The organism is Streptomyces sp. PA03-5A (assembly GCF_033792725.1).
In the GTDB taxonomy this organism is placed as follows: domain Bacteria; phylum Actinomycetota; class Actinomycetes; order Streptomycetales; family Streptomycetaceae; genus Actinacidiphila.
Genome location: NZ_JARAVL010000019.1, coordinates 150,509 through 176,978, shown reverse-complemented (window position 1 = coordinate 176,978; position 26,470 = coordinate 150,509). Strand labels below are relative to the sequence as shown.

The window sequence follows — 26,470 nt, the reverse complement described above, 5'->3', positions numbered from 1 at the left end:
GCTACCCGACCCGGCAGTAGACGCCCTCGCCGCGGCGTCCGGCCTCGCCGGCGAGGTCGGCCACATCGTCCACGATCGCCCGGGCGACGTCCGGGTCGATGACCTCGCCGTCCGCCGCGCGCTGCCCGGCCCACGCCACGGCGACCTCCCACAGCCGGGACGGCTCGGCTAGCTAGGAGGTGCTGGTCCGCCGATGACAGGCCCCTGTCCCACGGAGACACCGAGATACCGGCGTCTCTCACTGAGCTTTGCTGATCAGCGCTGGCGCCTCGCCCAGTGGCCACGAATACGGCACAGCACCAGCGACATGACAGCCAAGGGTCAGTCGGCGTGACGGCGTCTCCTCGGCCGAGGAACGACCGGCAGGTCTTCCGGCAACCGCGACGGTCCTCCCCAGCGCGGCGATCGGGCCCCCGGCGCGGAGGTCAGGCTCTGGTGAGGACGAAGAACAGGAAGCACAGGAATGTGCCGGACTGCTTCTGTGCGAAGACCTCGGGGAAGCGTTCGCGGGCGCCGGCCGCCGGGGCAGGCTCGCTGATGACGTCGATCCGGAAGCCGGCTGCGGTGAAGGCGTCGGTGATCGCGTGCAGCGGCCTGTCCCAGAAGGTCATCAGGTGTTTGGCGCCGCCGAGTTCCCACATCTCGGAGCTGGTGCGAGTCGCGAAGTAGTCAGTTCCGGGCGGGGCCGCCATCTGGCTGACGAAGGGGTGATTGACGGACACGATGAGCCGGCCGCCGGGCTTGAGTACGCGCCGCAGTTCGGCCAGGGCGGTCGTCCAGTCCTCCAGGTAGTGCATGACCAGGGAGGCGACGACGTCGTCGAATTCGGCGTCGGCGAACGGCAACGGGCCGCCCAGCTCGGCGCGTTCCAGTACCACGCCGTCGCCGAGCCGCTGCCTGGCCAGCGCCAGCATCCCGGCGCTGGAGTCGAAGCCGGCCACGAAGGCGCCCCGTTTGCGCAGGTCCTCGGCGATGGGGCCGGCGCCGCAGCCGGCGTCGAGGATGCGGCGGCCTGCCACGTCGCCGGCCAGGTCCACGATCGCCGGGCGCGCGTAGTAGGCGTTGATGAGGCTGGTCTCGTTCTCGGCCGCGTAGGCCTCGGCGAAGCGGTCGTAGTCGTTCGCCGTCTCCCCGGGGCCCGGGGGAGCTTCGACGGGACTGATCCAGGACACCGGGCTGGGCACATGGACGCCCGCCCGTCCGGCGGTCTCTGGAGCTGCGGGTCCGCCGGTCGTTCCGGGGCGGTTCGGCATGGTCGACCTCGTTCGTTGACGGGAGTTGCGCGGATCGGCCAGAGGTCCTCCCGGGCCCGAAGAGCACAGTGGCACCCTGGACGAGTGATTTGGTTTTGTCAATCGCTTGCGTTCCGGTCCTTCAATGGCCTGCCGGCAGTTCAGTAGACTGCCGGTCGTGACCCAACGCCGGCCGGCGACCGACGCGGAGGCCAAGGCACTCGCCTCCGCCCTCCGCCTGCGCATCCTGCGTATCTGCGCGCGGGAGCCGCGCACGAACAAGGAGATCGCGGTGATCCTCGGGCGTGACCCGGCCAGCGTGCTCCACCACACCAGAACACTGGTCCGCACCGGGTTTCTGGAACCACAGGAAGAACGGCGAGGCGCGCGCGGCGCACGGGAGATCCCCTATCTGTCGACGCGCAAGACCTGGCACATCGAGGCCCCCGCACAGGACCGCTCGATGCTCGACGCGTTCCTTGAGGAACTCGCCCTCGTCCCCGCGGCCGAGGCCGAGGGCACCAGGATGGGGCTGCGCCTGCCCCCACCGCAGATGGAGGAGTTCCGCACCCGACTCCAGGATCTGCTGGAGGAGTTCGCCAACCGCCCCGATGACCCTGCCGCGCCTGCCTGGTCGCTGTTCATGGTGGTGCATCCCGACCCGAACCGGCCTTGACGCCGGCGCTGCCCCGCGGCGACCGGCGCCTCGGGCGCCGACCTCCGGAAGACACGGTTCGGGGCCTTCGCCTCCGGTGATGCCCATCTGCCGACTGGCACTGGCGGGCTGCGCAAGCTGTCCGAGAGGAGCACCGAGAAGCCGCGGACTCCGCGGCTGGACGGGCGACGGATACGCGAGGCTGGCGGGGCATGGGTTCCGGTGATCACACCGGACGGCCCGGCCGTGCCCTCAGTCGGCGGGCCGGGCCGCGGGCAGCGCGTGATCGATCAGTACGCGGGCGGCTTCCAGGGCGTCATGGCGGGGGCGGGGGTTGTCGAGGGAGGTCGACAGCGCGGTGCCGCCTTCGAGGAGCACGGCCAGATGGCGGCCCAGCTGCTCCGGGTCTGCGGCACCGGCGCGGGCGGCGATGTCGATGAGCTGCCGGGTGACGCCCTGCTTGTTGTGCCGGACCAGTTGCCGTACGTCGGGCATCGTGCCCGCCGCTTCCACGGCGGCGTTGTGGAGCGGGCAACCGCGTGTGCTCACGGTGCCCGAGGGTCCCTGGGCGGCGTCGGCGATCATGGTGAACAGGGCCAGCAACTGGTCCCTGGGGGTGAGCCCCGCCCGGGTCAGATGCTGCTCGATCCGCTGCGTCAGTCCCGTCTCGTAGGTGCTCAGGTACTCCTGCACCAGCGCCGCCTTGGTGGGAAAGTGCTGGTAGAAGGTGCGCGTGGAGACCTCGGCGGTCTCCACCAGGCGCGCGACGCCGGTGGCGTGGATGCCCTCCTCGTAGAACAGCTGCGCGGCCGCCCGCAGGATGCGCTCGCGCGCCCCCCGGCCGCCGCGGCGCCGGGTACCGGATGTGCTCTCGGTCTCCACGGCAAAAGTATAGCAGTCGCTTTACTTCGAGGGCCGGGCGTACTAGCGTCGAGGAAAGCGATCGCTTTACCTGGCTGGACCGGGGCCTGCGCCGCGCGACGTGGTGTCGCGGCCGCCGGGCGACGCTTTGATCCGCCACGATCGGACATCCGAGAGGCCATGACGATGCGAGCTGTCCAGTACGACCGGTTCGGTGACTACGACGTGTTGCACCTGGCCGACGTCCCCAGGCCCGTGCCCCAGGACCAGCAGGTTCTGGTGCGGCTGGCGATGGCCGGCATCCACCCGCTCGACAACACCGTGGGCTCGGGGAAGATGCCTCCCGGTACGGTCAAGCCCTTCCCGGTCACGGCGGGCAGCATCGGCGTGGGAACGATCGAGGAGCCCGGTGCGCTCGGTCCGGCGGCGGGGACCCGGGTGATGATCAGCGGCGGCCGCTACGGCATCGCGGCCGACGGCACCTGGGCCGACTACGTCGTTGTCGACCCGGCCCACCTGGTGCCCGTTCCCGACGCGATCGACGACACCGGCGCCGTGGCACTGTCCGCGGGCGCCGGTTACCTCACCGCCTGGCTCGCGCTGACCGAACTGGCCGGGTTCCGGCCGGGTGCCACCGTGCTCGCCCCCGGAAGCGGTGGCGCGGTGGGCCAAGGCGGGGTCGAGATCGCCAGGCGGCTCGGCGCGTCCCTCGCGATCACCACCGCGACCTCCACGGCCAAGGCCGAGCTCGCGCGGGCGGCCGGATACGAGGTCATCGACCTCACCGCCGAATCGCTGCGCGACGGTGTCGCGCGGCTCACCGGCGGCAAGGGTGTCGACATCGTGCTCGACGGTGTGGCCGGGCCGATCACCGGTCAGGCGCTGGGCGCGCTCGCCAGGGGCGGGACCCTGGTCAGCATCGGCTACTCGGGCGGAATGCGGGCGGAGATCAACGTCACCGACCTGATCTGGAAGGCGGCCCGGGTGTGCGGCTTCCAGTTCGCCATGTTCACCCAGGAGCAGATCAACGCGGGCAACGTGAAGCTGCTGGACATGCTCGCCCACAAGGAGATCAATCCCCTTGTCGACCGGGTCTTCCCCCTGGAGCGGGCCGCCGAGGCCCAGCGCCACCTCATCGAGGGGGGACCCTTCGGGCGGGTACTCCTCGCCCTGTGATGCCGCGCAGTACCCGAGCGCAGGACGAAGGCCCGTGAACACCCCGAAACCCCTGGCCTACAGCACCCTCGTCGTGGACGGGGCGCCGCGCGCCGGGGCGCAGCGCCTGCCGGACGGCGGGCCGATCGTCTCCTCGCCGATCACCACGACGCTGATCCACGGGGAGACGGACGCCGTTCTCGTCGACGTTCCGTTCACCCGTGACCAGATCAAGGAGACCGGCGACTGGATCGAGGCGTCCGGCAGGCACCTGTGCCACGTCTACATCACCCACGGCCACGGTGACCACTGGTTCGGCACCGCCGAACTGCTCAAGCGCTTCCCCGGGGTCACGGTCCACGCCACCGAGGGCACCATCGGGCTCATGCGCCGGCAGGCCGGTGAGGGCCGCGAGCAGATGGGGGACGTGCTGTGGCCGGGGCTGTTCCCCGAGAGCCCCGTCCTGGCCGAGCCGGTCCCCGCGGGCGGGTTCGAACTGGAGGGCCGGGCGCTGTATCCGGTGGAGGTGGGGCACACCGACACCGACTCGACACCGTCCTGCACGTGCCGTCCATCGGCTTGGTGGTGGCCGGGGACGTCGCCTAGCTAGCGAGTGCCGCCGGCAGCCGCGGCGAGAGCGCGAAGACGAGGTGCTCACCGTGATCCGCGCCCGCGACGAGGCGGGGCTCACCCGCCTCGGCCAGTTCCTCGGAACCGCTGCCGGTGAGAAGGCATTCCCACTCGACCACGGCCTCTTCGGGGTCGAAGTTCCCGAACGAGAGCGACGCGAACCCGCGCACCGTCCCGGTCCCCAGCACGGAAGCCGCAGCGGTGTCGTCCGGGGCCGCGAAGAAGTCCACCACGATGCTCACCAGGGGATGATGCCCGACCCGGGGCGGCGGGGCGATTCCGCGGTCACGGCGCCAACGAGGCCTGCAACGAGCCGAACAGGTCACGGAGTTCGCCCGCGCCGATGGGATCGATGTCCATCCGCAGGAGGCACACGTTGTCGTCCCCGTGCGGAGTCAGCGTCGCGTGGAAGGCGTGGTCATGCTCAACGGGGTCGGCCGTCAGCCGCTGCGGAGTGTTGCGGCCGGGGGAACCGGAGCCCCGAACCGGCCTGATGAAGGCGGATTTGCGCCACGGCGGTGGCGCCGGATGCGGCGGTCAGGCCCCCGGGGTGGTGCCGCGGGCGGCGCCGGCCGATGCGGCCACCACGCACAGCACCGCGATCCATTGGACCCAGTGCAGGGACTCATGGAGGACGACGAAGCCGATGAGGGCCGCCATCGCCGGTTCGAGGCTCATCAGGATGCCGAACACGCGCGGCGGGATCCTGCGCAGGGCCTCCAGGTCGAGCGAGTACGGGATCGCCGACGACAGCAGCGCCACGCCGAGCCCCGCGGCCAGGACCCACGGCTGGATCAGCGCCGTTTCGCTGTCGGTCACGCCGAACGGCACGGCCACCAGGGCCGCGACGGCCATGCCCAGGGCCAGGCCGTTGCCTTCCGTGGTGCGGCGGCCCAGCGCCGCGCCGACCAGGATGTACAGGCCCCAGCACGTCCCCGCGGCGAGGGCGAACAGAAAACCGGCGAGGTCGAGTTCGCCGCGTCCCTCCATCAGCAGGACCACACCGCCGGCCGCGAGCAGGGCCCAGAACGCGTCGAGCCAACGCCTCGATCCCGCCAGGGCCACCGCCAGCGGCCCGAGGAACTCGACGGTCACCGCGATCCCCAGCGGGATCCGGGCCAGCGCCAGGTAGAAGCAGAGGTTCATCAGGCCGAGTGTCACGCCGTAGCCGAGCACGACCGTCCACGTGCGACGGCTCATGCGCAGCGACGGCCGCCACAACAGCATCAGCACCGCCGCCGCGAAGAACAGCCGCAATGCGACCGTCCCGAAGCTGCCCACCGCGCCGAACAGGTGCTTGGCCAACGCCGAGCCCACCTGGACGCTGACGATGCCGAGCAGGACCAGTGCCGTGGGCGGGATCGCGCCGTAGGCACGTCCGGCCAGCGCCGTCAGCAGGGCCCGGGGGGACGGGCCGCGTTCCGTCCTGCCGGCGGTCATCATGGGCACGGGTGGATCGTCGGGGACCGGTCGCCGTGCGGCACGTCGTCCTCCCGCGCCGCCGGGTCGCGGAGGCCGACCGCGTCGTGCCGCCAGAACGCCTCGGCGTAGACCAGGGTGCCCGTCATCCAGGGTTCGTACGCGGGGAGCGCCATCGCCTGGAAGGCTCCGTCCGGGATGCGCAAGGACGGCTTGCGGAAGCCCTGGTCGCCGCCGGGCAGGAACCCGAGGCGCACGTAGTAGGCGGGGTCGCCCTCGACGAAGACGACGGGGACCGCCCGCTCGACCAGCGTCCGCAACAAGGCCCCGCCGATCCCGGTCCCTTGGTGCTCGGGCAGGACGGCCAGCGGGCTGAGGACCTGTACCTCGACCAGGCGCCGGGGGGCGTCCAGCAGGCTGCGGGTGAACATCACGTGCCCGACGACCCGGCCGTCGTGTTCGGCGACCAGCGAGAGACCGTCCGTGGGCGTGACGCTCCCTCGCAGGGTGCCGACCAGATCGGCCACGACCGGGCCGTGGTCGTGGCCGAAGGCCCGCAGGTGGACCTGACGTACGGACTCGGCGTCGTCCGGAAGCTCTTCGCGAAGACCCATGCCCGGAGGGTAGGTTCCCGTCCCGGCCGGCGCACACGGTTTTGAGCGGGGAGGGGTCGTCGTGGGGTGGAGTCCGCTGATCTTCACGTTCGTCGACGGTGCGGAGGTGCCCGTGCCCGTCGACGGCGCGTTGGTGCGGGCCGTCCTGGAGCCGCACGCTGTCGGGGATCCGCGGCTCACCGCGGCCTCGGACGAGGGGCTGTACTTCCTGGTGCGGGCCGCGGACGGAGGTGAGGCCGAGGTCTACGTCGGCGAGCGCGACATCATGGTCTCGCGCCCGCACGCCGGCGGGGTGTTCGGGATCGTCGCGGAACTCGTCTCCCGGCTCGGCGCGGTCGTCCTCGACCCGAGCGACGGCGCCGTCGTGTGCCGGGCCGAGGAGTACGCGCACCTTCCGGTGGGCATGCGGGACGCCGCCGTCGTCGTCGAGATGACGGGCGAGGCCCTGGAGACCGCGCTCATCGGGCCGCGCCGGCCCTGACGACCAGGCCCGCCCGGCTCAGTGCCGTCAGTTCCCCTGCCTGCGCGCCCGCTTCACCTCCCGGTGCACCGCCCAGGCGTCGGCGACCGGACCGAGGTGGCCGAGCTTGTCGGGGTTGAGCACCGAACGGATGGCCTGGATCCGCCCGTCGAGCACGTCGAGGGCCATGGTGTGCAGGACCTTGCCGTCCCGGTCGCGGAAGACCGCTCCGGGCTGGCCGTTGACCTCGCGCGGCTCGAACGTCACGTCGATCCGGACCAGCCAGGGGAAGACCGTGCCCAGCACCCGGGCCACGTTCTCCGCACCGACGACGGCCCGCGCGAGCTGCGGGGCCCTGCCGCCACCGTCCCCGACGAGCTGCACGTCGGCGGCGAGCAGGTCCCGCAGCGCGTCGACGTCGCCGTCCTTCAACGCGTCGAAGAACCGCCGCGCCAGCTCCTGCCGCGCCTGGCGGTCCGCCGCGAACCGTGGCCGCCCGGCCTCCATGTGCCGCCGCGCCCGCACCGCCAGCTGACGGCACGCCGCCTCCGAACGCCCCACCGCCTGGGCGACCTCCTCGAAACCGAAGCCGAACACCTCCCGCAGCACGAACACCGACCGCTCCAGCGGGCTGAGCCGCTCCAGCAGCAGGAGCGCGGCCATCGACACCGAGTCGGCGAGCTCCGCCGACCGCGCCGGATCCTGGTACGGATCGCTCAGCAGCGGCTCGGGGAACCACGGCCCGACGTACGCCTCCCGCCGCACCCGCGCCGAGCGCAGCACGTCGATCGAGATCCGGGTCACCGTGGCCGCCAGGAACGCCTTGGCCGACACGGGCCGGGTCGGCGAGCCGTCGAAGCGCAGCCACGTCTCCTGCACCGCGTCCTCGGCCTCGCCCACGCTGCCCAGGATCCGGTAGGCGATCGAGAACAGCAGCGGCCGCAGCGCCTCGAACTCCTCCACCTTGCCCATGCCGGATCCCCTTCCCCCGGTCGTGCTCAGTGGAACCGCCCGGGCTCGTAGTCGCCGGCCGGCTGCCGGGCGATGACGTTCAGCCGGTTCACGGCGTTCATGAAGGAGATCAGGATTACCAGGGCGGTGAGTTGCTCCTTGTCGTAGTGCCGGGCGGCGCGCGCCCACACCTCGTCGCCGACCCCGCCACCGCCGTCCGCGACCCGCGTGCCCTCCTCCGCCAGCTCCAGCGCGGCGCGTTCGGCCTCGGTGAAGACTGTGGCCTCCCGCCAAGCTGCGACCAGGTGGAGCCGCACCGGGGTCTCGCCCGCGGCGGCGGCCTCCTTGGTGTGCATGTCGATGCAGGCGCCGCAGCCGTTGATCTGGCTCACCCGCAGCGCCACCAGCTCCTGCGTCGCGGCCGGCAACGACGACTCCTTGAACGACCTGCCCACGGCCATGAAGTGCTTGAGGGCCCTGCCCGCTGTCGGGTCGGCGAGGTAGTCCAGTCGCGCGTCCATGGTGTGCTCCTCCGGTGTCCGCCGTCCGTGTCGTCCACGGCTTCACCCCTTGGGACGAGGTAGCCGGGACGCCAGTGACACGGTCCGGTGTGAGCCGCGTCTCAGGATTGAGTAGGCGTACTCATGCGCCCGTGCACCGCGTCCCGCGACCCTGGTGGACATGACAGACCTCACCGTCCCCGTCCGGCGCGTCGGGCTGCCCGTGCTGGCCGCCGGTTTCGTGCTCGCCGTCCTCGTGGTGTCCGGAATCCATCCCCGGGAGCGCGGCACGTGGGTGCTGGAGACCTTCTGGATCATGATCGGGCTGCCGCTCGCCGTGGCCCTGCGGCGCCGCTTCCCGCTGACCGGGCTGCTGTGCGTGCTGCTGGCCCTGCACGCCCTGGTCCTGTCGGTGGGCGGTCACTACACCTATGCCCAGGTCCCGTTCGGGGAGTGGCTGCGCGACACCCTGGACCTGTCGCGCAACCCGTACGACCGGATCGGCCACCTCATGCAGGGCTTCGTCCCCGCCGTGCTCGTCCGTGAGACCTCGTCCGCACCTCCCCGCTGCGCGGCAGCCGCTGGCTCGCGCCGCTCACCGTCTGTGCCTGCATGGCGTTCAGCGCGTTCTTCGAACTAATCGAGTGGTGGGCCGCGTTGATCGGCGGGGACGCCGCGGACGCGTTCCTCGCCACGCAGGGGGACGTCTGGGACACCCAGTGGGACATGTTCTGCGCCCTGGTCGGTGCCGTGCTGTCGCTGCTGCTGCTCAGCAGGGTCCACGACCGGCAGCTGGACGGCCTCGCGCCGCGCGGCGCCGGGCGGCTCGGGTGAGGGTGACGGGCAGCCGGGCGTGCCCGTTGGAGATGAAGGACGTCACCGGCTCCAGCGCGCCGGGTTCCTCGGCGAGCGTCATCGTGGGGTGGCGCGCGAAGAGCGCGGGCAGGGCGACCGCGGCCTCCAGCCGGGCCAGCGGGGCGCCGAGGCAGTAGTGGACGCCGTGCCCGAAGGCGAGATGGTCCTTGTCGGAGCGGGTGACGTCGAAGTCGTCGGCGGTCGGTCCGTGCCGGCCGGGGTCACGGCCGGCGGCGGCGTACGAGGCGAGGATCGCGTCCCCCCTGGCGATGGTGGTCCCCGCCACGCGGATGTCCTCCACCGCGTAGCGCAGGGGCAGGTGGGCGACGGGTGCGTCCCGGCGCAGGCTCTCCTCGATCACGTCGCCCCAGGTGGCCCGCCCGGCACGGACGGCGTCGAGCTGGGCCGGGGAGGTCAGGAGGGCGAAGCAGGCGTTGTCGAGGAGGTTCACCGTCGTCTCGTGCCCGGCGATGATCAGCAGCAGCGTGTCGGTCACCTCGGCCCGGGTGAGGCGTTCTTCGCCCTCCTCCGCGGCGACCAGGGCGCTGGTCAGGTCGTCGCCGGGCCGCCTGCGGCGCAGGGCGACGAGTCCAGCGCGGCGTGGCTGTTCACCGACCACGCCTCGACGCCGCCGGGCAGCAGCACCTTCGTCACCGCGCCGCGGGCGCGCAGCGCGGCACTCTCGGTGTGCAGGGCCCGGCCGCCCGGGTCGAGAAGGAAGGGGGAGTGGCGCCGGTTGGTCATCGGTCAGGCCTTTCGGGTGGAAATGCCGCGTGCCCGGGGGGAGTCCGGCCACCGACGGTCCCGTGTGCCGGGTACGGGGTGGGGCGGTCACACCAGCGGCTGGCCTCCGTCGACCGCGAGGGAGACCCCGGTCATGAAGGTGTTGGTCATCGCGAACACCACGGCCTGGGCGACGTCCTGCGGCGTGCCGATCCGCCGGGCGGGGTTGCTGCGGGACAGGCGGGCGAAGAGCTCGGACTTCCTCTCGTCGCCGAGTCCGTCCCAGGCGCCGGTGTCGATGGTGCCGGGGGACACGGCGTTGACGCGGATCGGGGCGAGCTCGACGGCCAGCGACCGGGTGACGGTGTTGACCGAGCCGTTGGTGGCGGCGACCCCGAGGAAGCCCGGGTCGGGTTCGAGGGCCGCGACACCCGAGAACAGGACGAAGGACCCGTCCTCGGGCATGCGCGGGGCGAAGTGCTTGGCCAGCATGATCGGCCCGACCACCTTGGTGTGGAAGGACAGGACGATCGCCTCGGGGGTCAGTTCGCTCACCTTCCCCCGGGCCCGGGCGGACGCCGTGGAGACCACGTGGTCGACGCGGCCGAGGTCCTCGGCGAGTGCGGCGATCGTGCCCTCGTCGGTGAGGTCGACCCGCCGTACGGTGACGTCCGTGCCCTTGTAGGCGTCCTCGAGGTCACCCGGCGTCCGCCCGGCGGCGACGACGTGCGCGCCCTCGGCGAGCGCGGCGTCGGCGACCGCCCGGGCGATGCCGCTGCCGCGGCCCACCACCAGGACGGTCCGGTCCTGCAGGGAAGATGACATGGCACTCTCTCCTTGATCTCGTCGCGTGTGGGGGGTGCCCCGGTGTGCAGGCGACCGTGCCGGGCGCCGTGCCTAACGGCCGCGGACCTCGTCGGCGTCCAGGCCGCGGTCCACGCCGTGCGGGATCACCTGCTGGCCCGGCTCCGGCTCCAGCCGCTTGCCGTCGAGGGTGACCTCGACCTTGTCCGGCTCGAAGGAGACCAGGTCGTCGATGCGGCCGACCTCGGGGTAGGCGTCGCGGTACGACCACGCCGCCTTCCTGGCACCGCCGATGTCGTAGTAGGCGGCGATCCCCTTGTAGGGGCAGAAGGTCCGGTCCTCGGCGGGCGTCAGCGCGCTCTCGTCGACGTCCGCGCGCGGCACGTACCACCGGGGCGCGAAACCCGACTCGTAGAGCACCACGGGATGCCCGGACCGGGCCACCACACGGCCATCGGAGCGGACCTCCAGCGTGCGGGAGGTGGTGCGGATGTCGATGCGGTGGTATGCGTCCGCGGCGTGACCGAGGATGCGGTCGTCCTCCTCGTAGAAGGCGTCCATCGCCCGCCAGGCGAAGGCGATCCGCCCCTTGAGGTCGCCCGCGTGCTCAGGGAGCGCGACCAGTTCCCAGGCGGCGCGCTCGGCCGTCCGCCCGCCGGCGCGTACCGCGAACCAGGCGGTGTCCCCCAGGTCCTTGTGCCGCGTGACGTGGTTTCCGGCCACCAGCGCCTCGGGCAGGACGTCGGAGCGCGGGAAGTACGCGACCGGATAGCGGCCCGGCTCGTGGAGCAGCACCACGTCCTCGCTATCGGCGATCCACTCGCCCGCGAACCGGACCCGCATGCGGCGTCGAAGGCGCTCGGCGAAGAGCATGCGCTCGGGGAGCGGATCGGGCACCAGGAAGTGTCCGATCCGGGTGGTGGAGAGCGGCCCCTGCTGCCAGGACAGTCCCATGGCTTTTCCTTCCTCGTCGGCCGTCGTAATGGATACTTCGACGCTAGAACCGTTAGTGACGTGGAACAAGCGATCAAGGATTCGTCTTTTGGAGGCGATCACGTCGTAATTCGACGGTCCGGGATCGGCTGGATTCCCGGTGCCCTAATGCATATCTTTCCTCTGTGAGCGTTCGTGTCGGGCTCGAGGAGCTGCAGGCCGCGGGTTTCCCCATGGGCGGGGAGCCCCTGGTCGCACTGGACCTCGCGGACACGGTGAAGACCGCCCGCGAGCCGGCCGAGGACCTGATCGGGACTCCTGCCGCGGCCGCCGCCTGGTGGGGGATCCAGGCGAGGAGGCTCCCGCCGGGCCCCGCCCCCGATCCGGTGGCGACCCGCAGGCTCCGTGCGGCCGTCCGGGAGGCGTTCGACGCGCATCTGGAGGGCCGGCCCGTGGATCCCGCCGCGGTGGAGGACATCAACGCCGCGGCCTCCTCCGTGCCCGTCAGCCCCCGGCTCGTCGTCACCGGAGAAGGACTCCGGGAGACCGCCAGGCGGCACACCGAGTACGGCGGCAACGCCGCCCTCGCGGTGATCGCGGCCGAGGCCGTGGCGCTGCTGGGCAGCCCCGACCGGCTGCGGCTCCTGCGCCGCTGCGCCAACCCGGAGTGCTCGATGCTGTTCCTGGCGGGGAACAGGCGCCGCAAGTGGTGCGCGAGCAACGTCTGCGGCAACCGGACCCGCGTCGCACGCCACTACGAACGCAACCGTTCCGGCCGCGCCTCCCCGGCCGGATGAGCTGCCCGGCCCGGGCCGGTGACCCGCCGCTCAGACCGGGACCCGGCCCAGGAAGCCACGGATGTACTCCGCGATGGGCTCCAGATGGCTCTCGAGCGCGAAGTGCCCGGACTCCACCAGGTGCACCTCGGTGTCCGGCAGGTCGTGCCGGAAGGCGCGGGCACCGTCGGGCCCGAAGATCTCGTCGCGCTCGCCCCACACGGCCAGCAGCGGGACGTGGGAGTCCCGGAAGTACTGGTGGACCGCCGGGTACATGTCGACGTTGCGCGGGTAGTCGCGGAACACGCTGAGCTGGATCTCGGCGTTGCCCGGCCGGTCCAGGAGCGCCTGGTCGTGGACCCAGTTGTCGGGACTGACCAGGCTGGGGTCGGCCACCCCGTTCAGGTACTGCCAGCGGGTGGCCTCCAGGGTCAGCACGCCGCGCCCCGGCGCCTCCGTCTCGGGGTTCGGGTCCTTGGCGTAGGCGAACAGCCCGTCCCAGAAGGGCATGACGAACCCCTCCGTGTACGCGTTGCCGCTCTGGATGACGATCGCGGTGATCCGCCGCGGGTCCGCCAGCGCCAGTCGCCATCCGATGGGGGCGCCGTAGTCCTGGACGTACACGGCGAAGCGGTCCACGCCGAGCTGTTCAGCAGCCCGGAGGCGACCTCGGTGAGGCGTCGAAGGTGTACGGGAAGTCCGTCGCCGCCGGCATGGCCGACTGGCCGAAGCCGATGTGGTCGGGGGCGATCACGCGGTGGCGGTCGGCGAGGGCGGGGATCCGGTTCCGGAACATGTGCGAGCTCGTCGGGAACCCGTGGAGCAGCACCAGGACGGGTGCCCCGGGGTCACCGGCCTCCCGGTGGAAGACCTCCAGGCCGTTGACCCCGGTGGTGCGGTAGTGGACGGTGCGGGTCATCTTCGACCTCCTGGGCGCTGTGATCGGTTGCTGTTGTGGGGGCGGGCACCGATGACGACGGCGGGGCCGGGTGCGGCTAGGCGGTCGGGAGCGCGGCGGCGGTGTCCACCTTCGGGAGCCCCCGGCTGTGCAGGTCGGCGATGAACCGCCGGACCAGGGCGTCCGAGGGCGTCATCGTGAGGGCCACGATGTCGCGGTGGACGCGGGGCTCCAGCCGCCGGACCGCCGCCGCGGGCCGGCCGGCCAGGGCCGACACCGGCACCAGGCTCACCCCCATGCCCGCTCCCGCGAGCTGGGCGGCGGTGCGCGGACTGCGCGTGCGCAGCACGGGACTCAGGGTCACCTGGTGCGAGGTGACGAACCGGTCCACCCAGACCGCCATCCCGTTGTCCGGGTCGTAGTGGACGAAGGGCTCGTCGGTGAGCTCCTTGACCGCGACCGACGCCCGCGAGGCGAAGGGATGACCGGGGAAGGTGACCACCACCATCTCCTCCCGCCCCAGCACCTCCGCGTGGGCCGTCGTCGTGGTGGGTTCCGGTCCCACCACCAGGTCGGTGGCGCCGTTCATCAGGTGCTCCACCATGCGGTCGGCGCTGCTGAACTCCGCCAGTTCCAGTCGGACCTCGGGCCGGCGCGAGCGCCAGCGGCGCAGTACCGGTACGAGGAGCCACGCGGTCATGGTCTCCGCGCAGGCGATCCGCAGCCGCCCGCCGCTGCCCGCGCCGACCTGCCGTCCGATCCGGACGGCCCGGGTCGCGGCCGCCAGTGCGATCCGGGCCTCCTCGGCCGCGGCACGGCCGGCCGCCGTCACCCGCACACCGCGGGCCAGCCGCTCGACCACGGACGTGCCCAGTTCCCGCTCCAGCGCCGCGATCTGGTGGGAGAGCGCCGGCTGGGACATGTGCAGGGAGGCCGCGGCCCGGGTGACCGAACCCTCGTCGACCAGGGCCACCAGGCACTCCAGCGCCCGCAGTGTCGCCATGTCTAAAATCTATCCGAACTGTTCGAAACTTCCATAAGCCGAAAATCTCCCGGCTCTCCCTGCGGCGGGTGCGCGCCGGCTTCACTCCGTCCGGTGGAAACCGCGCTCCTGCACCAGCCAGGTGTTGCCGTCCGGGTCGGCGAAGTCGACGAAACTGGCGTAGTCACGGCGTTCGGGGTCCGGCCCGGGCCGGAAACCGCCCTTCCACCCGTCGCGGGGCCACTTGTGCCGGACCTCGCCGACCGCCACGCCCCGCTCGGCGAGATCCCGGCGGGCCCGCTCGACGTCACCGACGACCAGGTGGAGGTCGCGCAGCGACCCCGGGACGGCATCGGTGGGACCGGTCCCGATCTGCACCGAGCACGCCGATCGCGGCGGTGTCAGCTGTACGACACGGAAGTCGTCGCCGGGTGCGTAGTCGACGTCGAGGGTGAAGCCTGCGCGCTCCGTGTAAAACACCGATGACCGGTCGACTTCGCTCACCGGCACTGACGACCTCGAAGCTGTAGTCCATCGGTCCATCTTTGATCAGCGCTGCGGCACATCGCCACCGATGGGGCATGCGCAGCTCGAATGACCATTGAAGAAAGCGAGAATCCCGCGCCGGCGCCCCCGCGACCGACATGCTGTGTGGCCTCCGTCGCCGCCGTACGCCGGCGCCTAGGATCACATCATGGCAAATCCCCCGGATCGTGATGTTCCGTCAGGTCCGGCCGCCGGCGACGGTATGCGCCTCGCGGACACCAGCCGGGTCGAGGGCTTCAGCGACGCCGTCTTCGCCATCGTGAATCACGCTGCTCGTCCTCGACCTCTACGATCCGGACCACGGGCCCGGCGAACTCGTGCCGGGGCTCGCCGGCAAGTGGCCGGCGTACGTGGCGTTCCTCGTCTCGTTCGTCTGCGTCGGCGTCATCTGGCTCAACCACCACGGGCTCTTCCGTCTGATCCGCCGGATGGACGTCGGCCTGCTGTGGATCAACCTCGCCATCCTGTTCAGCGCCGTCATCGTGCCGTTCCCCACCGCGGTCCTCGGTGACGCGTTCGGCGATGCGGGGAACCCTCACGACCAGCGCGTCGCGGTCGTCCTGTACGCGCTGGTCGCGGCCGTCATGTCGGCGCCGTGGTGGGGGGTGTTCGGCTATCTGTGCGACCACCCGGAACTGCTCGAGCCCGGTGTGTCGCCCCGCTACCTCCGCTCGCAGCGGACCCGGCCGCTGACCGGCCTCGTCCTGTACGTGGTCTGCGGCATCGGCGGCTGGTTCATCGCCCCCGTGGGGGGGGTGGTGTGCATCGCCGTAGTGATCGTCTACCACGGCCTCACCAGCGAGGGCCTCCACGAAGGTCCCCTCGGCCGGCTCTTCGGGGCCGCCCGGCGGCGATGAGCCGTGCCGCCCCCGTCACGCAGGTCCGCTGCCCGGCTGGAAGGGCCCCAGGCGGGGCACGGACGCCTTGCCGGTGTTGGAGACCTTGCCGCCGGTCCACGGCACCTTCAGGGACGCCGTCTCGTCCGGCGGGGTGATGAGCACGGCCGCCGGGGTCACCGTGGTCACGCCCGTGATGGACGGGTTGGAGAAGGACATCGCCGACCAGGCACTGGCTCCCGGTGCGAGCGAGACCCGCCGTGCCGGCTGACCCGTGGCGCGTTCCGGGTCCACGGTCACCTGTTCCCCGGCGGCGTTGACGAAGGCGATGCCCGGGAAGCCGTAGACCGTGCAGGTGCGAGCGGAGCGGTTGGTGAGGACGACCGGGAAGTTCTCCTGGCCCGCCCCGGGGTCGTTGCGGCCGATCGACGCGCTGAGGTCCGAGGTGTGGCAGCGCCCGCCGGCCTGCGGGGGCGTGGAGGCGGTGGGGGACGGCGGGTGGTGCGCCGCGGGGGCGGAGCCGTCGGTGTTCTCGGAGGGCGTGGCGGAGGTCGGCGGCTCACTGCTCGTCAGGTCCCCGCTCGCCGGACCCGCCGAGCCGGGGAGGGTGTGCGGGGCGCTCGCGGTGCCGTTCCCGCCGCCCCCACAGCCGGTCAGGGCCGCCAGGACGAGCCCGCCCGCGAGCAGCGGGACGACTCTGCCACGGCCGGTGCGTCGGCCAGACGGCGTCGCCCTCCGGTCGAGCCGCTCGATGGGCCTTGCCTCGTGCTGGGCCACGTGCATGTCTCTTTCCTCCTCGGCAGGGCGCCGCCGGGTGTCCTGTGCCGGTCCGCATCCTGTACTCCTGGTGAGATGCACCGCGGGCGGCGGAAGTTCTCGCCGATCCGTGGCACCGCTCAACCGGTGATCCGCAGACCGCCGAGGACATCGTCGGTCAGGTCGGGGCCGCCGTCCTGCCGGATCTGCACGTACACCTGGGGCTGCGCGGCACCCGCCCGGGTGAGGCTGATCTCGTCGATCGAGCCGCCCTCCGCGCCGCAGCCGGTCCAGTGACGGACCCGCCCGCTCCATCCCGGCGACCCTTCGGTCCCGTAGCCGCGGCTGCCCCGGTAGCGGCAGCCGCCGTGCCGGATGGCATCCACCCGGGCGGTGAGGTCGCCCCGCTCGCTCAGCCCGACGAACACGCCGTCGACGCCGGAGCCCAGGTCCTGCCAGCTCCTCACGTCGCCGGCGACCAGGAGGGCCGGCTCATGGGTATCGGGAAGGCCCAGCACCCCGGGGCTCCAGCCGCCGCGGACGAGTTCGCGGCCCCAGCCCGCGGGGACCTCCACCCGGATCCGGCCGGTGGCGTCGCTGACCGCCGTCGGCGGCACTTTCTGCGGCGCCCCGGAACGCGAGGCGGCGAGACCCGCGCCGGCGGCCGCGAGCGCCGCGGCGCACAGGGCGATCACCAGGGTCCGCCCACGCCGCCGGCGCGGCCGTCCTTCCTCGTGGCCGGCGGACCGGGCGGCCAGCGCCTCCAGTTCGTCGGCGAAGCGCGACGCGCTGGGCCAGCGCTTGCGCCGGTCCGGCTCCAGGGCGCGCAGCACCGCCCGCTCCACGGCCGCCGGGACGTCCGGGCGCAATCGGCCGGGCCGTACGACCTTGCCCGCGGGGCCGGGCACCGAGCCCGTGACCAGGTGGTACAGCAGGGCCCCCAGGCCGTACACATCGGCGCGCACGTCGATGCCCCCGTCCGGGCGGGCCTGTTCGGGCGCCATGTAACCGGCCGAACCGGCGGCCATCGTCAGACCGGAGGCCTGGGCGAGCGCCTTCGCCAGGCCGAGGTCGGCCACGAGCACCCGCTCCTGACCCTCCCGCGCCCCGGTGATCAGCACATTGGACGGCTTGATGTCGCGGTGCACGACGCCCGCCTCGTGCAGCGCCGCGACACCGCGGGCGGCCTCCGCCGTGAGCCGCAGCGCCTCGGCCAGGGCCGGCCGTCCCTGGCCGAGGAGGTCGTCCAGGGTGCCCCCGTCGGCGTACTCCATCACGAAGTACGGCCGCTCGTCGGGCAGTTCCCCGATGTCGAAGACCTGCACTAGCCGGCTGGACGCGGCCTTGCGCAACAGCCGGGCCTCGGAGAGGAAGCGCTCGCGCAGGTCCAGGCGGTACGCCCAGTTCTCGGCCATCACCTTGACGGCGACGGGCGCGTCGAGCGAGTCGTCATGGGCCAGCCACACCATCGCGAACGCCCCCGAACCGACAGGTCGCACCAGCCGGTAGCGGCCGATCTGCTGAGGTGGGGGCATGTGCCTATCATGCACCGACCCCGAGAAGGACCGAGGAGGACCCCTGTGACGCCCGCCCAGGAGACGGAGGAGCTCGCCGCGCGGGCGGCGGCCGGGGACGCCGCGGCCCTGGAACTGCTCCTCGCGCGGATCCGGCCCGAGGTCATGCGCCGCTGCGGGCGCTTCCTGCCCCACCGGGAGGACGCCGAGGAGGCCGCCCAGGACGTGCTGTTCCAAGTCGCCCGCAGCATCGGCTCCTTCGAGGGGCGCAGCCTCTTCCACACCTGGCTGTACACGGTCGTCGCCAACTGCTCCCGCCAGAAGTACCGCGAACTCAAACGGCGCCGCGCCGAGCAGCCGCTCTCGGCCGCCGAGGCCGACACGCCCGACCCGCGCAGGACCAGCGTGGTCGCCGGGACCCGGCTCGACCTGCTGGACGCCCTCGAGCGGCTGGAGGCCACCGGCCCCGAACTGGTCGCGCCGCTGGTGTACCGCGACATCTGCCAGATGGAGTACCGCGAGATCGAGGAGCGCCTCGGCATCCCGCTCGGGACGGTCAAGTCGCGGCTGCACAAGGCGCGCAGACAGGTCCGGCAGTGGCTGGTGGACACGGCCTGAGACGTCCGCGACCGCGGTTCGCGGGAAATTCCCCCGCCGGACCCGGAACTTCCGCCGGACTTCGCGCAACTCACCCATCCGGGGGCGGTGTGTGCCGCCGCCCGAGGATGCCGACAGGAGTTGCGATTTGTCCATGTTCCCGAGCCGTCCGCCCCACCGGCGCAGACGGCTGTCCCTCGGCGCCGGGCTGCTGAGCGCCGCCGTCCTTGCCGCGCTCGGCGTCCCCGCCCAGGCCCTGGCCGCAGAGGGCGGGCGGACCACGGCGCCGCCCGCGTCCGCGCAGCCGCCGGGGGGTCACGTCGAGCCGCTCTGCGGTACGCCCAAGCCGCACGAGTTCACCTGCTTCGGACTGCGCCGCACCGACGTTCCCGCGCGCAAGGGCGCGCGGGCGGCCGGGCAGGACCCGGAGGGCTTCGGGCCCGCCGACCTGCGCAGCGCCTACGGCCTGCCCGCCGACGGCGGGGCGGGGCGGACCATCGCCGTCGTCGACGCCTTCGACAACCCGAACGCCGAGGCCGACCTCGCCCTCTACCGGGCGCAGTACGGGCTGCCCGCCTGCACCAGCGCCGACGGCTGCTTCACCAAGGTCGACCAGCGCGGCGGCACCCACTACCCGGACCCCGACCCCGGCTGGGCCGGGGAGATCTCCCTCGACCTGGACATGGTCTCCGCCGTCGCCCCGAACGCCCGGATCCTGCTCGTCGAAGCCGACTCCGCCGGCATCGACGACCTCGGTGCCGCCGTCGACCAGGCCGTGGCGCTCGGCGCGGGGTACGTCTCCAACTCCTACGGCTCCAACTACGCGTTCTTCCCCGAGGACCCGGGTGAGTCCGCAGCCGACGTCCACTACGACCACCCCGGTGTCGCCGTCGTCGCCTCGTCCGGGGACTCCCGCTACGGCGTCGCCTACCCGGCCGCGTCCCCCCACGTGACCGCGGTCGGCGGCACCACCCTCACCCGGGACGCCGGCGCCCCGCGCGGCTGGTCGGAGTCGGTGTGGAGCCACGACGGGGCCGGAACCGGCTCCGGTTGCTCCCGCTACGAGGCCAAGCCCGCCTTCCAGAAGGACACCGGCTGCCCGGGGCGCACGGTCGCCGACGTCTCGGCCGTGGCCGACCCGGCCACCGGTGTCGCCGTCTACGACAGCTACAGCGGCGGCGGCTGGGGCGTGGCGGGCGGCACCAGCGCCTCCGCGCCGATCATCGCCGGCGTCTACGCCACCGCCGACGCCCCGGTCGCCGGGACCTACCCCAACACCTACCCGTACGCCTCCGGCGGCGCCGGACTGCACGACGTCACCTCCGGCGCCAACGGCCGGTGTTCCCCGGCGTACCTGTGCACCGCGGGCCCCGGCTACGACGGGCCCACCGGCCTGGGCACCCCCGACGGCACGGGGGCCTTCCGGATGGGGCCGCACGGCACCGTGACCGGCACGGTCACCGACCGGCGCAGTGACGCGCCCGTGCCCGCGGCGGTGGTGACCGCGGGCATCTTCCGCGCCACCACCGACGCCCGCGGCCGCTACCGCCTGCCGCTGCCCGCCGGCCGGCACGACGTCCGGGTCGAGGCCTACGGCTACGCGCCCGGACAGCCCGCGGCCGTGGACGTCACCGACGGCACAGCGCTGCTCCGGGACGTCGGCCTGCGCAAATTGCCGACCCACCGGGTGACGGGCACCGTCACCGACGGGTCCGGGCACGGCTGGCCGCTCCATGCGAAGATCACCGTGGACGGCGTCCCGGGTGCCCCGGTCTGGTCCGACGCCTCCACCGGCGCGTACCGTCTCGACCTCCCCGGGAACCACACCTACACCCTCCGGGTCGTCAGCGACGACTCCCACTACCGGTCCCTGGTACGGCAGGTGACGGTGGGCTCCGCCGACCGCGGCCTGCGCCTGGCGCTGCCCGCGGACACCTGGGCGACCGGCAACCCCGCCTACCGTCTGACGGTGCGCACCCTCGACACGCAGCGCTTCGACTCCACGGCCGGGGCACCCGGGGGCTGGAGCGTCGCCGACGCGCCCGGCACGGCCCACGGCTGGGCGTTCGACGATCCGGGCGGCCGCGGCAACACCACGGGCGGCTCCGGGGCCTTCGCCGTCGCGGACAACGACCACGCCGGCTGGGACACCGCACTGGACACCCAGCTGATCAGCCCCGCGTACGACTTCAGCGGCACCGGCGATCCCGCGCTGGCCTTCGCCACCGACTACCAGGGTTCCGCGGAACAGAGCGGTGACGTCGACGTCAGCGACGACGGCGGCAGGACCTGGACGACGGTGTGGCACCAGGACCAGCTGTGGAGCAGCGGCCGCGTCGACGTCCCGCTGACCGCCTACGCCGGCGAGCGCGCGGTGCGGCTGCGCTTCCACTTCACCGGGCCCGGCATGCTCTGGGCCGTCGACGACGTGACGGTCAGCCGGCGGATCCTCACCCCCGTCCGCGGGGGAGTGGTCACCGGCACGGTCACCGACGCCAACACCGGACGGGGACTCGTCGGCGCGGTGGTGCGTGGCGGGGTCCACGGCCCCTCGGCGCCGACCACCGCCACCACCGGCGACCCGCGCACCGGTGACGGCCTCTACCGGCTGTTCGTCCCCGGTGGCGGCAGCCGCGCCGTCACCGTCGCCAAGCCCGCGTACCGGACGGCGTCCCGTACCGTGACCGTCCGGCCGGACCGGGCGGTCAAGGCCTCCTTCTCCCTCGCGGCGGGGCGGCTGTCGGTCGGCACCACCCGGATCGACACCACCACCGCACCCGGTGGCAAGGCGGCCCGGAAGGTGACCGTGCGCAACACCGGCACCGCCCCCGCCACGCTCCGCATCGGCGAACGCACCGGCACCGGCGCGGACTCCGGACCCCCGGCCACGGCCTGGCGCACCCTGCCGGACCTCCCCGTCCCGGTGATGGACAACGCGGTGGAGACCTACGGCGGCAGGCTCTACTCCGCCCTCGGCTCCGACGGCTCCACGCCCACCGCCGACCTGTACGTCTACGACCCGTCGGCGGGCACCTGGACCCGCGGCGCCACCGCGCCCGAGCCCCGGCAGGCCACCGCCCACGGGATCATCGACGGCCGCCTCTACGCGGTCGGCGGCTGGGGCCCGCAGGAGACGGTCAGCAGCACCCTGCAGGTCTACGACACGGCGCGGAACACCTGGGCGCAGGGCCCGGCCGTTCCCCAGGGCCACTACGGCGCGGCGGGCGCCGTCCTCGACGGGCGGCTGTACGTCGTCGGCGGATGCACCAACACCGAGTGCGCGAACACCGTGTCCGTCTTCGACCCGGCCTCCGGCAGGTGGGCCAGGGCCGCGGACTACCCGCAGTCGATCAGCTGGGCCTCGTGCGGCGCCATCAGCGGCAAGCTCTACTGCGCTGGCGGCACCCACGAGTACGTGGAGACGGCCGCGGCGTACGTCTACGACCCTGCCTCCGACGCCTGGCAGCCCCGCGCGGACATGCCCGTGGGCCTGGCCACCGCCGCCTACGCAGCCGCCGACGGGCGGCTCCTGGTGTCCGGAGGCTTCAAGCGGGTCGGCGTCAACAGGGTCCTGACCCCGGAGGGCTACGCCTACGACCCCGGCGGCGACACCTGGTCCGCGCTGCCCCGCAGCACGACCGCCGTGTACCGAGGCGGCGGCGCCCCCGGCATGTACCGGGTGGGCGGCAGCGACCAGAGCCGCTTCCCCGTGCCGGTGGCCACCGTGGAGGAACTGCCGGGCTGGGACGGGACCGAGACGGACGTGGGCTGGCTGTCGGAGAGCCCGGTCCGTCTGACCCTGCGGCCCGGCGAGCGGGCGACGTTCACGGTCACGGCGGACGCCCGCGGGATCCGCGGGCCGGCGGACCGGGCGGCGTCCCTGGTGATGCGGAGCGACACACCGTACTGGCTCCCGCCGGTCCCGGTGTCCCTGCACGTCACGAAGGGGCGCACCCCATAGGCCCCATCGCCGCGCCCCCGGGCGGACCGGAGTCCGTCCGGGGGCGCGGCGCCTGCTGCTAGACCCACCTGCAGGTGAGCCACTTCTCGTGGTCGTAGTGGTCCTGCGACGGGTACCGCTCCACGATGGGCACCACCTCGGTGGTGTCCTCGGGCCGGACGCGTTCGGGCAGGGCGCCGAAGCGGGCCTGGCGCGTCACCGCGCCGGTGTCAGCGGCCTTGGCCACCTTCACGACCTTGACGACCTTGACGGCCTTCTGCGTGTTCGGCATGCCGGTCCTCTCTCTCGCGGTGTCGTCCTCAGAAGACCTGGAGGAAACACCCGCAGGCGATGGTGACGACGGCCACGGCCACCGTGGCCACTTTCATGACGCTGAGCACTTTCACGGAACCCTCCGGTGGGGGATCGGCGGAGTCGGGCACCACCGCGGCTGCTGCCGACGTTCGCACAGGCGCTCGTCACCTGTCAAGGAGGTGACGAGCGTCGGACCTATGAGGTCCACCGCGCCATGGCGCGGGCATCACGCCTGGTAGACGGAGTGCAACTCCTGGTACGCCTGGAGCCCCTCCGGGCCCAGCTCCCGGCCGAGGCCGCTGGCCTTCACGCCCCCGTACGGGGAGGCGAGGTCGGGCACGTAACCGTTGATCCCCACCGTGCCGCTGCGGATCCGCCGGGCGACGCGCGTGCCGTGCTCGGGATCGGCGGTCCAGACCGTGCCCGCGAGGCCGTACGCGGAGTCGTTGGCGAGTCCGACGGCCTCGTCCTCGCCGTCGTACGGCGTGATCGACAGGACCGGCCCGAAGATCTCCTCCTGGGCGATGACCGAGGCGTTGTCGACGTCGGCGAAGACGGTCGGCTGGACGAACCAGCCCCGGTCGAGATCGGCCGGCCGCCCGCCGCCCGTCGTCAGCCGGGCGCCCTCGCGCAGTCCCCTGGCGATGTAGCCCTCCACGCGGTCGCGCTGTCCGGCGCTGACGAGCGGGCCGATCTGCGTGGTGCGGTCCAGGGCGTCGCCCAGGACGGCACCGCCCGCCATCGCCGTGCAGAACTCGACCACCTCGCCGTAGCGGTCGGCGGGGGCCAGGATCCTCGTACTGGCGAAGCAGGTCTGGCCGTTGTTCAGCAGGCCGGCCATGAAGAACGGCTCGGTCAGCGAGCCCAGGTCGGCGTCGTCGAGGACGACCGCGGCGGACTTGCCGCCCAGTTCCAGCGTCACCGGGCGCATCAGCGACGCGCACGCGACCGCGACCTGCCGTCCCGCCGCCGTCGACCCCGTGAACGACACCTTGTCGACCCCGGGGTGGGAGACCAGGTACGCGCCCGCGCCGGGACCGCCGGGCACGATGTTGACGACCCCGTCGGGGAGGCCCGCCTCCTCGATCGCGTCCGCCAGGACCATCGAGTCGAGCACGGTCTCCGGCGCCGGCTTGAGCACCAGGGTGCAGCCGGCGGCCAGCGCGGGCGCGATCTTGAAGAAGGCGATGGTCTGCGGGAAGTTCCAGGTCATGATCGCGGCGACCACCCCCACGGGTTCCCTGCGGACCAGGGTGCTGCCGCCGGGCAGCCCGGCGCGGCGTTCCTCGAGGGGCGCCCCGGTGACGAGGCCCGCGTAGTAGCGCAGCAGGGCGGCCGGGACCGTCCCCTCGAAGGGCTCGGCCGTGGAGATCGGCATGCCGTTCTGCGCGCTGACCGTGCTCGCCGTCAGGCGGCTCCGGGCCTCGAGCGCATCGGCGAGCCGCAGCATGACCGAAGCGCGGCGCTCGGGCTCCCACCGGGGCCATCCGCCGGGGGCGTCGAAGGCGGCACGGGCCGCCCGCACGGCGTCGTCCACGTCCGCGTCCAGGGCCTCGGGCACCGAGCCCAGGTACACGCCGGTGCTGGCGGACGCGGCGGTGATGGTCCGGCTACCGGCTGGTGTCGTCCACTGCCCCCCGATGAACAGGCGTTTCACATCCATGATGGGTACTTCTTCCGGCTGCGGCCGGGCCGTGTTCACCCGGCTTCGGATGATTCGGCGCGGCGGGAAGCCGGCGTGCGTCCGTCCAGCCGGCCGTCGGGCGGCCGGTGGTGGCTTCCACCGCGTGGGAAGCGTTCTTTTCGCGACTGATGGCCGAGAATACTCCTATCTGATGGCATCTGCCCTCAGATGTCGATCGGGGTGACCGTATGAGGAAGTACGGCGGCATGACCGCCGAGGAGCGCGTCGCGGCGCGGCGCCGCCGCATCATGGACGCGGCCATCGAGCTGTTCTCCACCCAGGGCTACGGCGGGACCTCGATGCGCGCGGTGCTCCGCCACTGCCACCTGCCCGACCGCTACTTCACGGAGAGCTTCGCCTCCCTCGACGAACTGCTCGCCGCGATCCTCGAGGAGATCCAGCAGGACGAGGCCGCGAGGTGCCGGGCGGCCCTCGCCACGGGCGGTACGCGCCGCGACCGGGCACGCGGCATGCTCGACGTCCTGGCCGGCGGCGTGGTCGACGACCCGCGCAAGGGCCGGATCAAGCTGGTCGAGTCACTCGCCGGCGGACCGCTCGCCGCCGCCGAACGACGCCGCGGCCTGCGCCGGCTCGCCTCGCTGGTGGAGTCCCTGCTCCGCGAGGACTGGGCCGCCCCGGGCACCGACGTGACCGCGATGGCCATGGCCGTGGTCGGCGGGGTCAACCAGATCCTGCTCAACTGGGTGGACGGCGGCCTCGCCTTCTCCCGCGAGGACTTCGTCGACCAGGCGCTCCACTTCTTCGACGCCGTCGCCGCGTTCGGCGCCGGCCCGCCGCCCGAGGGCCGTTGACCTCGTGCCGTCGCCTGGACGTACGGCAGTCCCGGCGTCGGACCTTCGACTACGGCGTCAGCACGATCCTGCCGAAGACCTCGCCCGCGTCCATCTTCCGGTGCGCCAGAACGGCTTCGTCCAGTGGCAGCACCTCGTGCACCACCGCTGCGATCTCGCCGCGACCGGCCGCGGCGAGCTGTTCGCCGCGCACCGCACGCAGGTCGGCCGGGGCGACGGTGGCCGCGCTGAAGGTGGCGAAGGACAACGACTTCCGGAACGCCGCCATGAGCTTGGTGCCGAAGTCCGCGGGCGGCTGACCTGCGACGGCGCCGACGGCCACCATGCGGCCGTTCGGGTTGAGCCGGTCGAGGAACGACGGCATGTCCTCGCCGGCCACGACGTCGATGATGACGTCATAGCCCGCAGGAGCCTCTTCCCCTCCGTCGCCGGAGCGGTCCAGCACGTGGGTCGCGCCGAGACGGCGCAGCCGCTCGCCGCGACCGGCCGACGAGGTCGTGACCGCCACCGCGGAGGCACCACCGCGAGCCGCGAGCTGCACGGCCATGATCCCGATGCTGCCGGACGCGCCCCGCACCAAGACGGTCTCCCCGGGGGCGAGATGGGCGTGGCGAAGCCCGAAGTGCGCCACCGCGCCGGCACTGCCGAGCGTCACCGCGTCGACGACGGACAGGCCAGCGGGCAGGGGAAGGATCTGCTCGACCGGTACGACGGCCTGTTCGACGTAGCCGCCGCCGGTGCCGGTGGAGCCCCACACCCGCCGGCCGATCCACGAGGCGTCGACGCCCTCGCCGACCGCGGTCACGGTGCCGGCCACCTCGCTGCCCGGGATGAAGCCCTCCGTGAATCCGTAGGCGGCCAGAGCCCCGCTCCGGATCACGGTGTCGACACCACCGACACCCACCGCCTCGATGTCGACCAGCACCTGCCCTGCAGCAGGTGTGGGTACCGGCAGGCCGACTACCGCCAGACCCTCAGGACCTCCGAACGTCCGGATCGCGATCGCCTTCAATGTCGTCTCC

General features: G+C 72.8%; 27 protein-coding genes and 3 pseudogenes. 10 read left to right on the top strand and 20 right to left on the bottom strand.

The genetic code is table 11. The annotated features are described in order from the left end of the window. Nucleotide 1: 1 nt before the first annotated feature. Both PV410_RS24415 and PV410_RS24410 read right to left on the bottom strand, forming a co-directional pair. Complete coding sequence (locus PV410_RS24415; protein WP_500327666.1) at nt 2-139, bottom strand: hypothetical protein; 138 nt, start codon at nt 137-139, stop codon at nt 2-4. Nucleotides 140-425: 286 nt separating this feature from the next. Beyond that, nucleotides 426-1,172 (bottom strand): class I SAM-dependent methyltransferase, encoded by a 747-nt coding sequence (locus tag PV410_RS24410; protein WP_500327665.1) that lies wholly within the window; start codon nt 1,170-1,172, stop codon nt 426-428. Between the two features lie 238 nt (nt 1,173-1,410). On the opposite strand from PV410_RS24410, the gene PV410_RS24405 reads away from it, so the two are divergent. Next, nucleotides 1,411-1,908, top strand: coding sequence for an ArsR/SmtB family transcription factor (locus PV410_RS24405; RefSeq protein ID WP_500327663.1), 498 nt, complete (start codon nt 1,411-1,413; stop codon nt 1,906-1,908). A gap of 231 nt (nt 1,909-2,139) precedes the next feature. On the opposite strand, the gene PV410_RS24400 is transcribed toward PV410_RS24405, so the two are convergent. Continuing rightward, a complete protein-coding gene (locus PV410_RS24400) occupies nt 2,140-2,769 on the bottom strand; it encodes a TetR/AcrR family transcriptional regulator (RefSeq protein WP_500327661.1) in 630 nt (209 codons plus the stop codon). A gap of 159 nt (nt 2,770-2,928) precedes the next feature. Here PV410_RS24400 and PV410_RS24395 point away from each other — a divergent pair, with 159 nt between their 5' ends. Together PV410_RS24395 and PV410_RS24390 are read left to right on the top strand one after the other, a co-directional pair. Next, entirely contained in the window at nt 2,929-3,924 is a 996-nt protein-coding gene (locus tag PV410_RS24395; protein ID WP_500327660.1) for a quinone oxidoreductase family protein, read from the top strand. A gap of 34 nt (nt 3,925-3,958) precedes the next feature. Beyond that, nucleotides 3,959-4,513 carry an MBL fold metallo-hydrolase gene (locus tag PV410_RS24390; protein WP_500327658.1) on the top strand — a complete coding sequence of 185 codons (555 nt, stop codon included), beginning with the start codon at nt 3,959-3,961 and terminating at the stop codon, nt 4,511-4,513. On the opposite strand, the gene PV410_RS24385 is transcribed toward PV410_RS24390, so the two are convergent. The 3 genes from PV410_RS24385 to PV410_RS24375 form a co-directional block, all read right to left on the bottom strand. After that, entirely contained in the window at nt 4,506-4,775 is a 270-nt protein-coding gene (locus PV410_RS24385) for a hypothetical protein (RefSeq protein WP_500327657.1), read from the bottom strand. The genes PV410_RS24390 and PV410_RS24385 overlap by 8 nt on opposite strands. Before the next feature lie 295 nt (nt 4,776-5,070). Beyond that, entirely contained in the window at nt 5,071-5,976 is a 906-nt protein-coding gene (locus PV410_RS24380; RefSeq protein WP_500327706.1) for an EamA family transporter, read from the bottom strand. Continuing rightward, nucleotides 5,973-6,566, bottom strand: a complete 594-nt coding sequence (locus PV410_RS24375; protein WP_500327655.1) for a GNAT family N-acetyltransferase — start codon at nt 6,564-6,566, stop codon at nt 5,973-5,975. Before PV410_RS24375 ends, PV410_RS24380 begins: the two co-directional genes overlap by 4 nt. Before the next feature lie 61 nt (nt 6,567-6,627). On the opposite strand from PV410_RS24375, the gene PV410_RS24370 reads away from it, so the two are divergent. Further along, entirely contained in the window at nt 6,628-7,047 is a 420-nt protein-coding gene (locus PV410_RS24370; RefSeq protein WP_500327653.1) for a hypothetical protein, read from the top strand. A 27-nt stretch (nt 7,048-7,074) separates the two neighbouring features. Here the strand turns inward: PV410_RS24370 and PV410_RS24365 are convergent, their stop codons facing one another. Then, the gene (locus PV410_RS24365; protein WP_500327652.1) at nt 7,075-7,998 is read right to left on the bottom strand and encodes an RNA polymerase sigma-70 factor; all 924 of its coding nucleotides are present in this window, start codon (nt 7,996-7,998) and stop codon (nt 7,075-7,077) included. Between the two features lie 26 nt (nt 7,999-8,024). After that, nucleotides 8,025-8,498 (bottom strand): carboxymuconolactone decarboxylase family protein, encoded by a 474-nt coding sequence (locus PV410_RS24360; RefSeq protein ID WP_500327650.1) that lies wholly within the window; start codon nt 8,496-8,498, stop codon nt 8,025-8,027. Between the two features lie 160 nt (nt 8,499-8,658). Here PV410_RS24360 and PV410_RS24355 point away from each other — a divergent pair. Continuing rightward, nucleotides 8,659-9,311 (top strand): annotated as a pseudogene (locus PV410_RS24355) (DUF2238 domain-containing protein). On the opposite strand, the pseudogene PV410_RS24350 reads toward PV410_RS24355, so the two are convergent. The 4 genes and pseudogenes from PV410_RS24350 to PV410_RS24335 all read right to left on the bottom strand — a co-directional run. Further along, a pseudogene (locus PV410_RS24350) lies at nt 9,247-9,921 on the bottom strand (cytochrome P450); the annotation flags it as partial. The pseudogenes PV410_RS24355 and PV410_RS24350 overlap by 65 nt on opposite strands. Then, entirely contained in the window at nt 9,882-10,076 is a 195-nt protein-coding gene (locus tag PV410_RS24345; RefSeq protein WP_500327648.1) for a hypothetical protein, read from the bottom strand. The gene PV410_RS24345 and the pseudogene PV410_RS24350, both read right to left, overlap by 40 nt. An 87-nt stretch (nt 10,077-10,163) precedes the next feature. Continuing rightward, nucleotides 10,164-10,880, bottom strand: a complete 717-nt coding sequence (locus PV410_RS24340; RefSeq protein WP_500327646.1) for an SDR family oxidoreductase — start codon at nt 10,878-10,880, stop codon at nt 10,164-10,166. Between the two features lie 72 nt (nt 10,881-10,952). Next, the gene (locus PV410_RS24335; RefSeq protein ID WP_500327645.1) at nt 10,953-11,813 is read right to left on the bottom strand and encodes a DUF427 domain-containing protein; all 861 of its coding nucleotides are present in this window, start codon (nt 11,811-11,813) and stop codon (nt 10,953-10,955) included. A 164-nt stretch (nt 11,814-11,977) separates the two neighbouring features. Between PV410_RS24335 and PV410_RS24330 the strand changes: the two genes are divergently transcribed. Further along, a complete protein-coding gene (locus tag PV410_RS24330) occupies nt 11,978-12,589 on the top strand; it encodes a CGNR zinc finger domain-containing protein (RefSeq protein ID WP_500327643.1) in 612 nt (203 codons plus the stop codon). A gap of 30 nt (nt 12,590-12,619) precedes the next feature. On the opposite strand, the pseudogene PV410_RS24325 reads toward PV410_RS24330, so the two are convergent. The 3 genes and pseudogenes from PV410_RS24325 to PV410_RS24315 all read right to left on the bottom strand — a co-directional run bounded on the left by PV410_RS24325 (nt 12,620) and on the right by PV410_RS24315 (nt 14,952). Further along, nucleotides 12,620-13,487: pseudogene (locus PV410_RS24325) on the bottom strand (alpha/beta fold hydrolase). A gap of 76 nt (nt 13,488-13,563) precedes the next feature. Continuing rightward, the gene (locus PV410_RS24320; RefSeq protein WP_500327641.1) at nt 13,564-14,469 is read right to left on the bottom strand and encodes a LysR family transcriptional regulator; all 906 of its coding nucleotides are present in this window, start codon (nt 14,467-14,469) and stop codon (nt 13,564-13,566) included. Between the two features lie 81 nt (nt 14,470-14,550). Then, a complete protein-coding gene (locus PV410_RS24315) occupies nt 14,551-14,952 on the bottom strand; it encodes a VOC family protein (RefSeq protein ID WP_500327639.1) in 402 nt (133 codons plus the stop codon). 305 nt (nt 14,953-15,257) lie between these two features. On the opposite strand from PV410_RS24315, the gene PV410_RS24310 reads away from it, so the two are divergent. Beyond that, nucleotides 15,258-15,851: a TMEM175 family protein gene (locus PV410_RS24310; protein WP_500327704.1), complete on the top strand. Its 594-nt coding sequence runs from the start codon at nt 15,258-15,260 to the stop codon at nt 15,849-15,851. Between the two features lie 15 nt (nt 15,852-15,866). On the opposite strand, the gene PV410_RS24305 is transcribed toward PV410_RS24310, so the two are convergent. Both PV410_RS24305 and PV410_RS24300 read right to left on the bottom strand, forming a co-directional pair. Continuing rightward, nucleotides 15,867-16,613: a DUF4232 domain-containing protein gene (locus PV410_RS24305; protein ID WP_500327637.1), complete on the bottom strand. Its 747-nt coding sequence runs from the start codon at nt 16,611-16,613 to the stop codon at nt 15,867-15,869. A 113-nt stretch (nt 16,614-16,726) separates the two neighbouring features. Continuing rightward, nucleotides 16,727-18,121 (bottom strand): serine/threonine-protein kinase, encoded by a 1,395-nt coding sequence (locus tag PV410_RS24300; RefSeq protein WP_500327636.1) that lies wholly within the window; start codon nt 18,119-18,121, stop codon nt 16,727-16,729. A 9-nt stretch (nt 18,122-18,130) separates the two neighbouring features. Between PV410_RS24300 and PV410_RS24295 the strand changes: the two genes are divergently transcribed. Next, the gene (locus PV410_RS24295; RefSeq protein WP_500327634.1) at nt 18,131-18,718 is read left to right on the top strand and encodes an RNA polymerase sigma factor; all 588 of its coding nucleotides are present in this window, start codon (nt 18,131-18,133) and stop codon (nt 18,716-18,718) included. A 133-nt stretch (nt 18,719-18,851) separates the two neighbouring features. After that, a complete protein-coding gene (locus PV410_RS24290) occupies nt 18,852-22,658 on the top strand; it encodes a Kelch repeat-containing protein (RefSeq protein WP_500327632.1) in 3,807 nt (1,268 codons plus the stop codon). A gap of 58 nt (nt 22,659-22,716) precedes the next feature. Here the strand turns inward: PV410_RS24290 and PV410_RS24285 are convergent, their stop codons facing one another. Both PV410_RS24285 and PV410_RS24280 read right to left on the bottom strand, forming a co-directional pair. Beyond that, entirely contained in the window at nt 22,717-22,929 is a 213-nt protein-coding gene (locus tag PV410_RS24285) for a hypothetical protein (RefSeq protein WP_500327631.1), read from the bottom strand. 249 nt (nt 22,930-23,178) lie between these two features. Next, nucleotides 23,179-24,615, bottom strand: coding sequence for an aldehyde dehydrogenase (locus PV410_RS24280; RefSeq protein WP_500327629.1), 1,437 nt, complete (start codon nt 24,613-24,615; stop codon nt 23,179-23,181). A 209-nt stretch (nt 24,616-24,824) separates the two neighbouring features. Here PV410_RS24280 and PV410_RS24275 point away from each other — a divergent pair, with 209 nt between their 5' ends. After that, a complete protein-coding gene (locus PV410_RS24275; RefSeq protein ID WP_500327628.1) occupies nt 24,825-25,448 on the top strand; it encodes a TetR/AcrR family transcriptional regulator in 624 nt (207 codons plus the stop codon). Between the two features lie 49 nt (nt 25,449-25,497). Here the strand turns inward: PV410_RS24275 and PV410_RS24270 are convergent, their stop codons facing one another. Further along, nucleotides 25,498-26,460: a zinc-dependent alcohol dehydrogenase family protein gene (locus PV410_RS24270; protein WP_500327702.1), complete on the bottom strand. Its 963-nt coding sequence runs from the start codon at nt 26,458-26,460 to the stop codon at nt 25,498-25,500. Nucleotides 26,461-26,470 lie beyond the last annotated feature (10 nt).

Bases quoted from the DNA above. Each gene is read 5' to 3' on its own strand.
- PV410_RS24395 (WP_500327660.1), top strand. From the start codon at position 2,929: ATGACGATGCGAGCTGTCCAGTACGACCGGTTCGGTGACTACGACGTG.
- PV410_RS24380 (WP_500327706.1), bottom strand. From the start codon at position 5,976: ATGATGACCGCCGGCAGGACGGAACGCGGCCCGTCCCCCCGGGCCCTG.
- PV410_RS24375 (WP_500327655.1), bottom strand. From the start codon at position 6,566: ATGGGTCTTCGCGAAGAGCTTCCGGACGACGCCGAGTCCGTACGTCAG.
- PV410_RS24365 (WP_500327652.1), bottom strand. From the start codon at position 7,998: ATGGGCAAGGTGGAGGAGTTCGAGGCGCTGCGGCCGCTGCTGTTCTCG.
- PV410_RS24360 (WP_500327650.1), bottom strand. From the start codon at position 8,498: ATGGACGCGCGACTGGACTACCTCGCCGACCCGACAGCGGGCAGGGCC.
- PV410_RS24345 (WP_500327648.1), bottom strand. From the start codon at position 10,076: ATGACCAACCGGCGCCACTCCCCCTTCCTTCTCGACCCGGGCGGCCGG.
- PV410_RS24340 (WP_500327646.1), bottom strand. From the start codon at position 10,880: ATGTCATCTTCCCTGCAGGACCGGACCGTCCTGGTGGTGGGCCGCGGC.
- PV410_RS24335 (WP_500327645.1), bottom strand. From the start codon at position 11,813: ATGGGACTGTCCTGGCAGCAGGGGCCGCTCTCCACCACCCGGATCGGA.
- PV410_RS24320 (WP_500327641.1), bottom strand. From the start codon at position 14,469: ATGGCGACACTGCGGGCGCTGGAGTGCCTGGTGGCCCTGGTCGACGAG.
- PV410_RS24305 (WP_500327637.1), bottom strand. From the start codon at position 16,613: ATGCACGTGGCCCAGCACGAGGCAAGGCCCATCGAGCGGCTCGACCGG.
- PV410_RS24300 (WP_500327636.1), bottom strand. From the start codon at position 18,121: ATGCCCCCACCTCAGCAGATCGGCCGCTACCGGCTGGTGCGACCTGTC.
- PV410_RS24295 (WP_500327634.1), top strand. From the start codon at position 18,131: ATGCACCGACCCCGAGAAGGACCGAGGAGGACCCCTGTGACGCCCGCC.
- PV410_RS24290 (WP_500327632.1), top strand. From the start codon at position 18,852: ATGTTCCCGAGCCGTCCGCCCCACCGGCGCAGACGGCTGTCCCTCGGC.
- PV410_RS24285 (WP_500327631.1), bottom strand. From the start codon at position 22,929: ATGCCGAACACGCAGAAGGCCGTCAAGGTCGTCAAGGTCGTGAAGGTG.
- PV410_RS24280 (WP_500327629.1), bottom strand. From the start codon at position 24,615: ATGGATGTGAAACGCCTGTTCATCGGGGGGCAGTGGACGACACCAGCC.
- PV410_RS24275 (WP_500327628.1), top strand. From the start codon at position 24,825: ATGAGGAAGTACGGCGGCATGACCGCCGAGGAGCGCGTCGCGGCGCGG.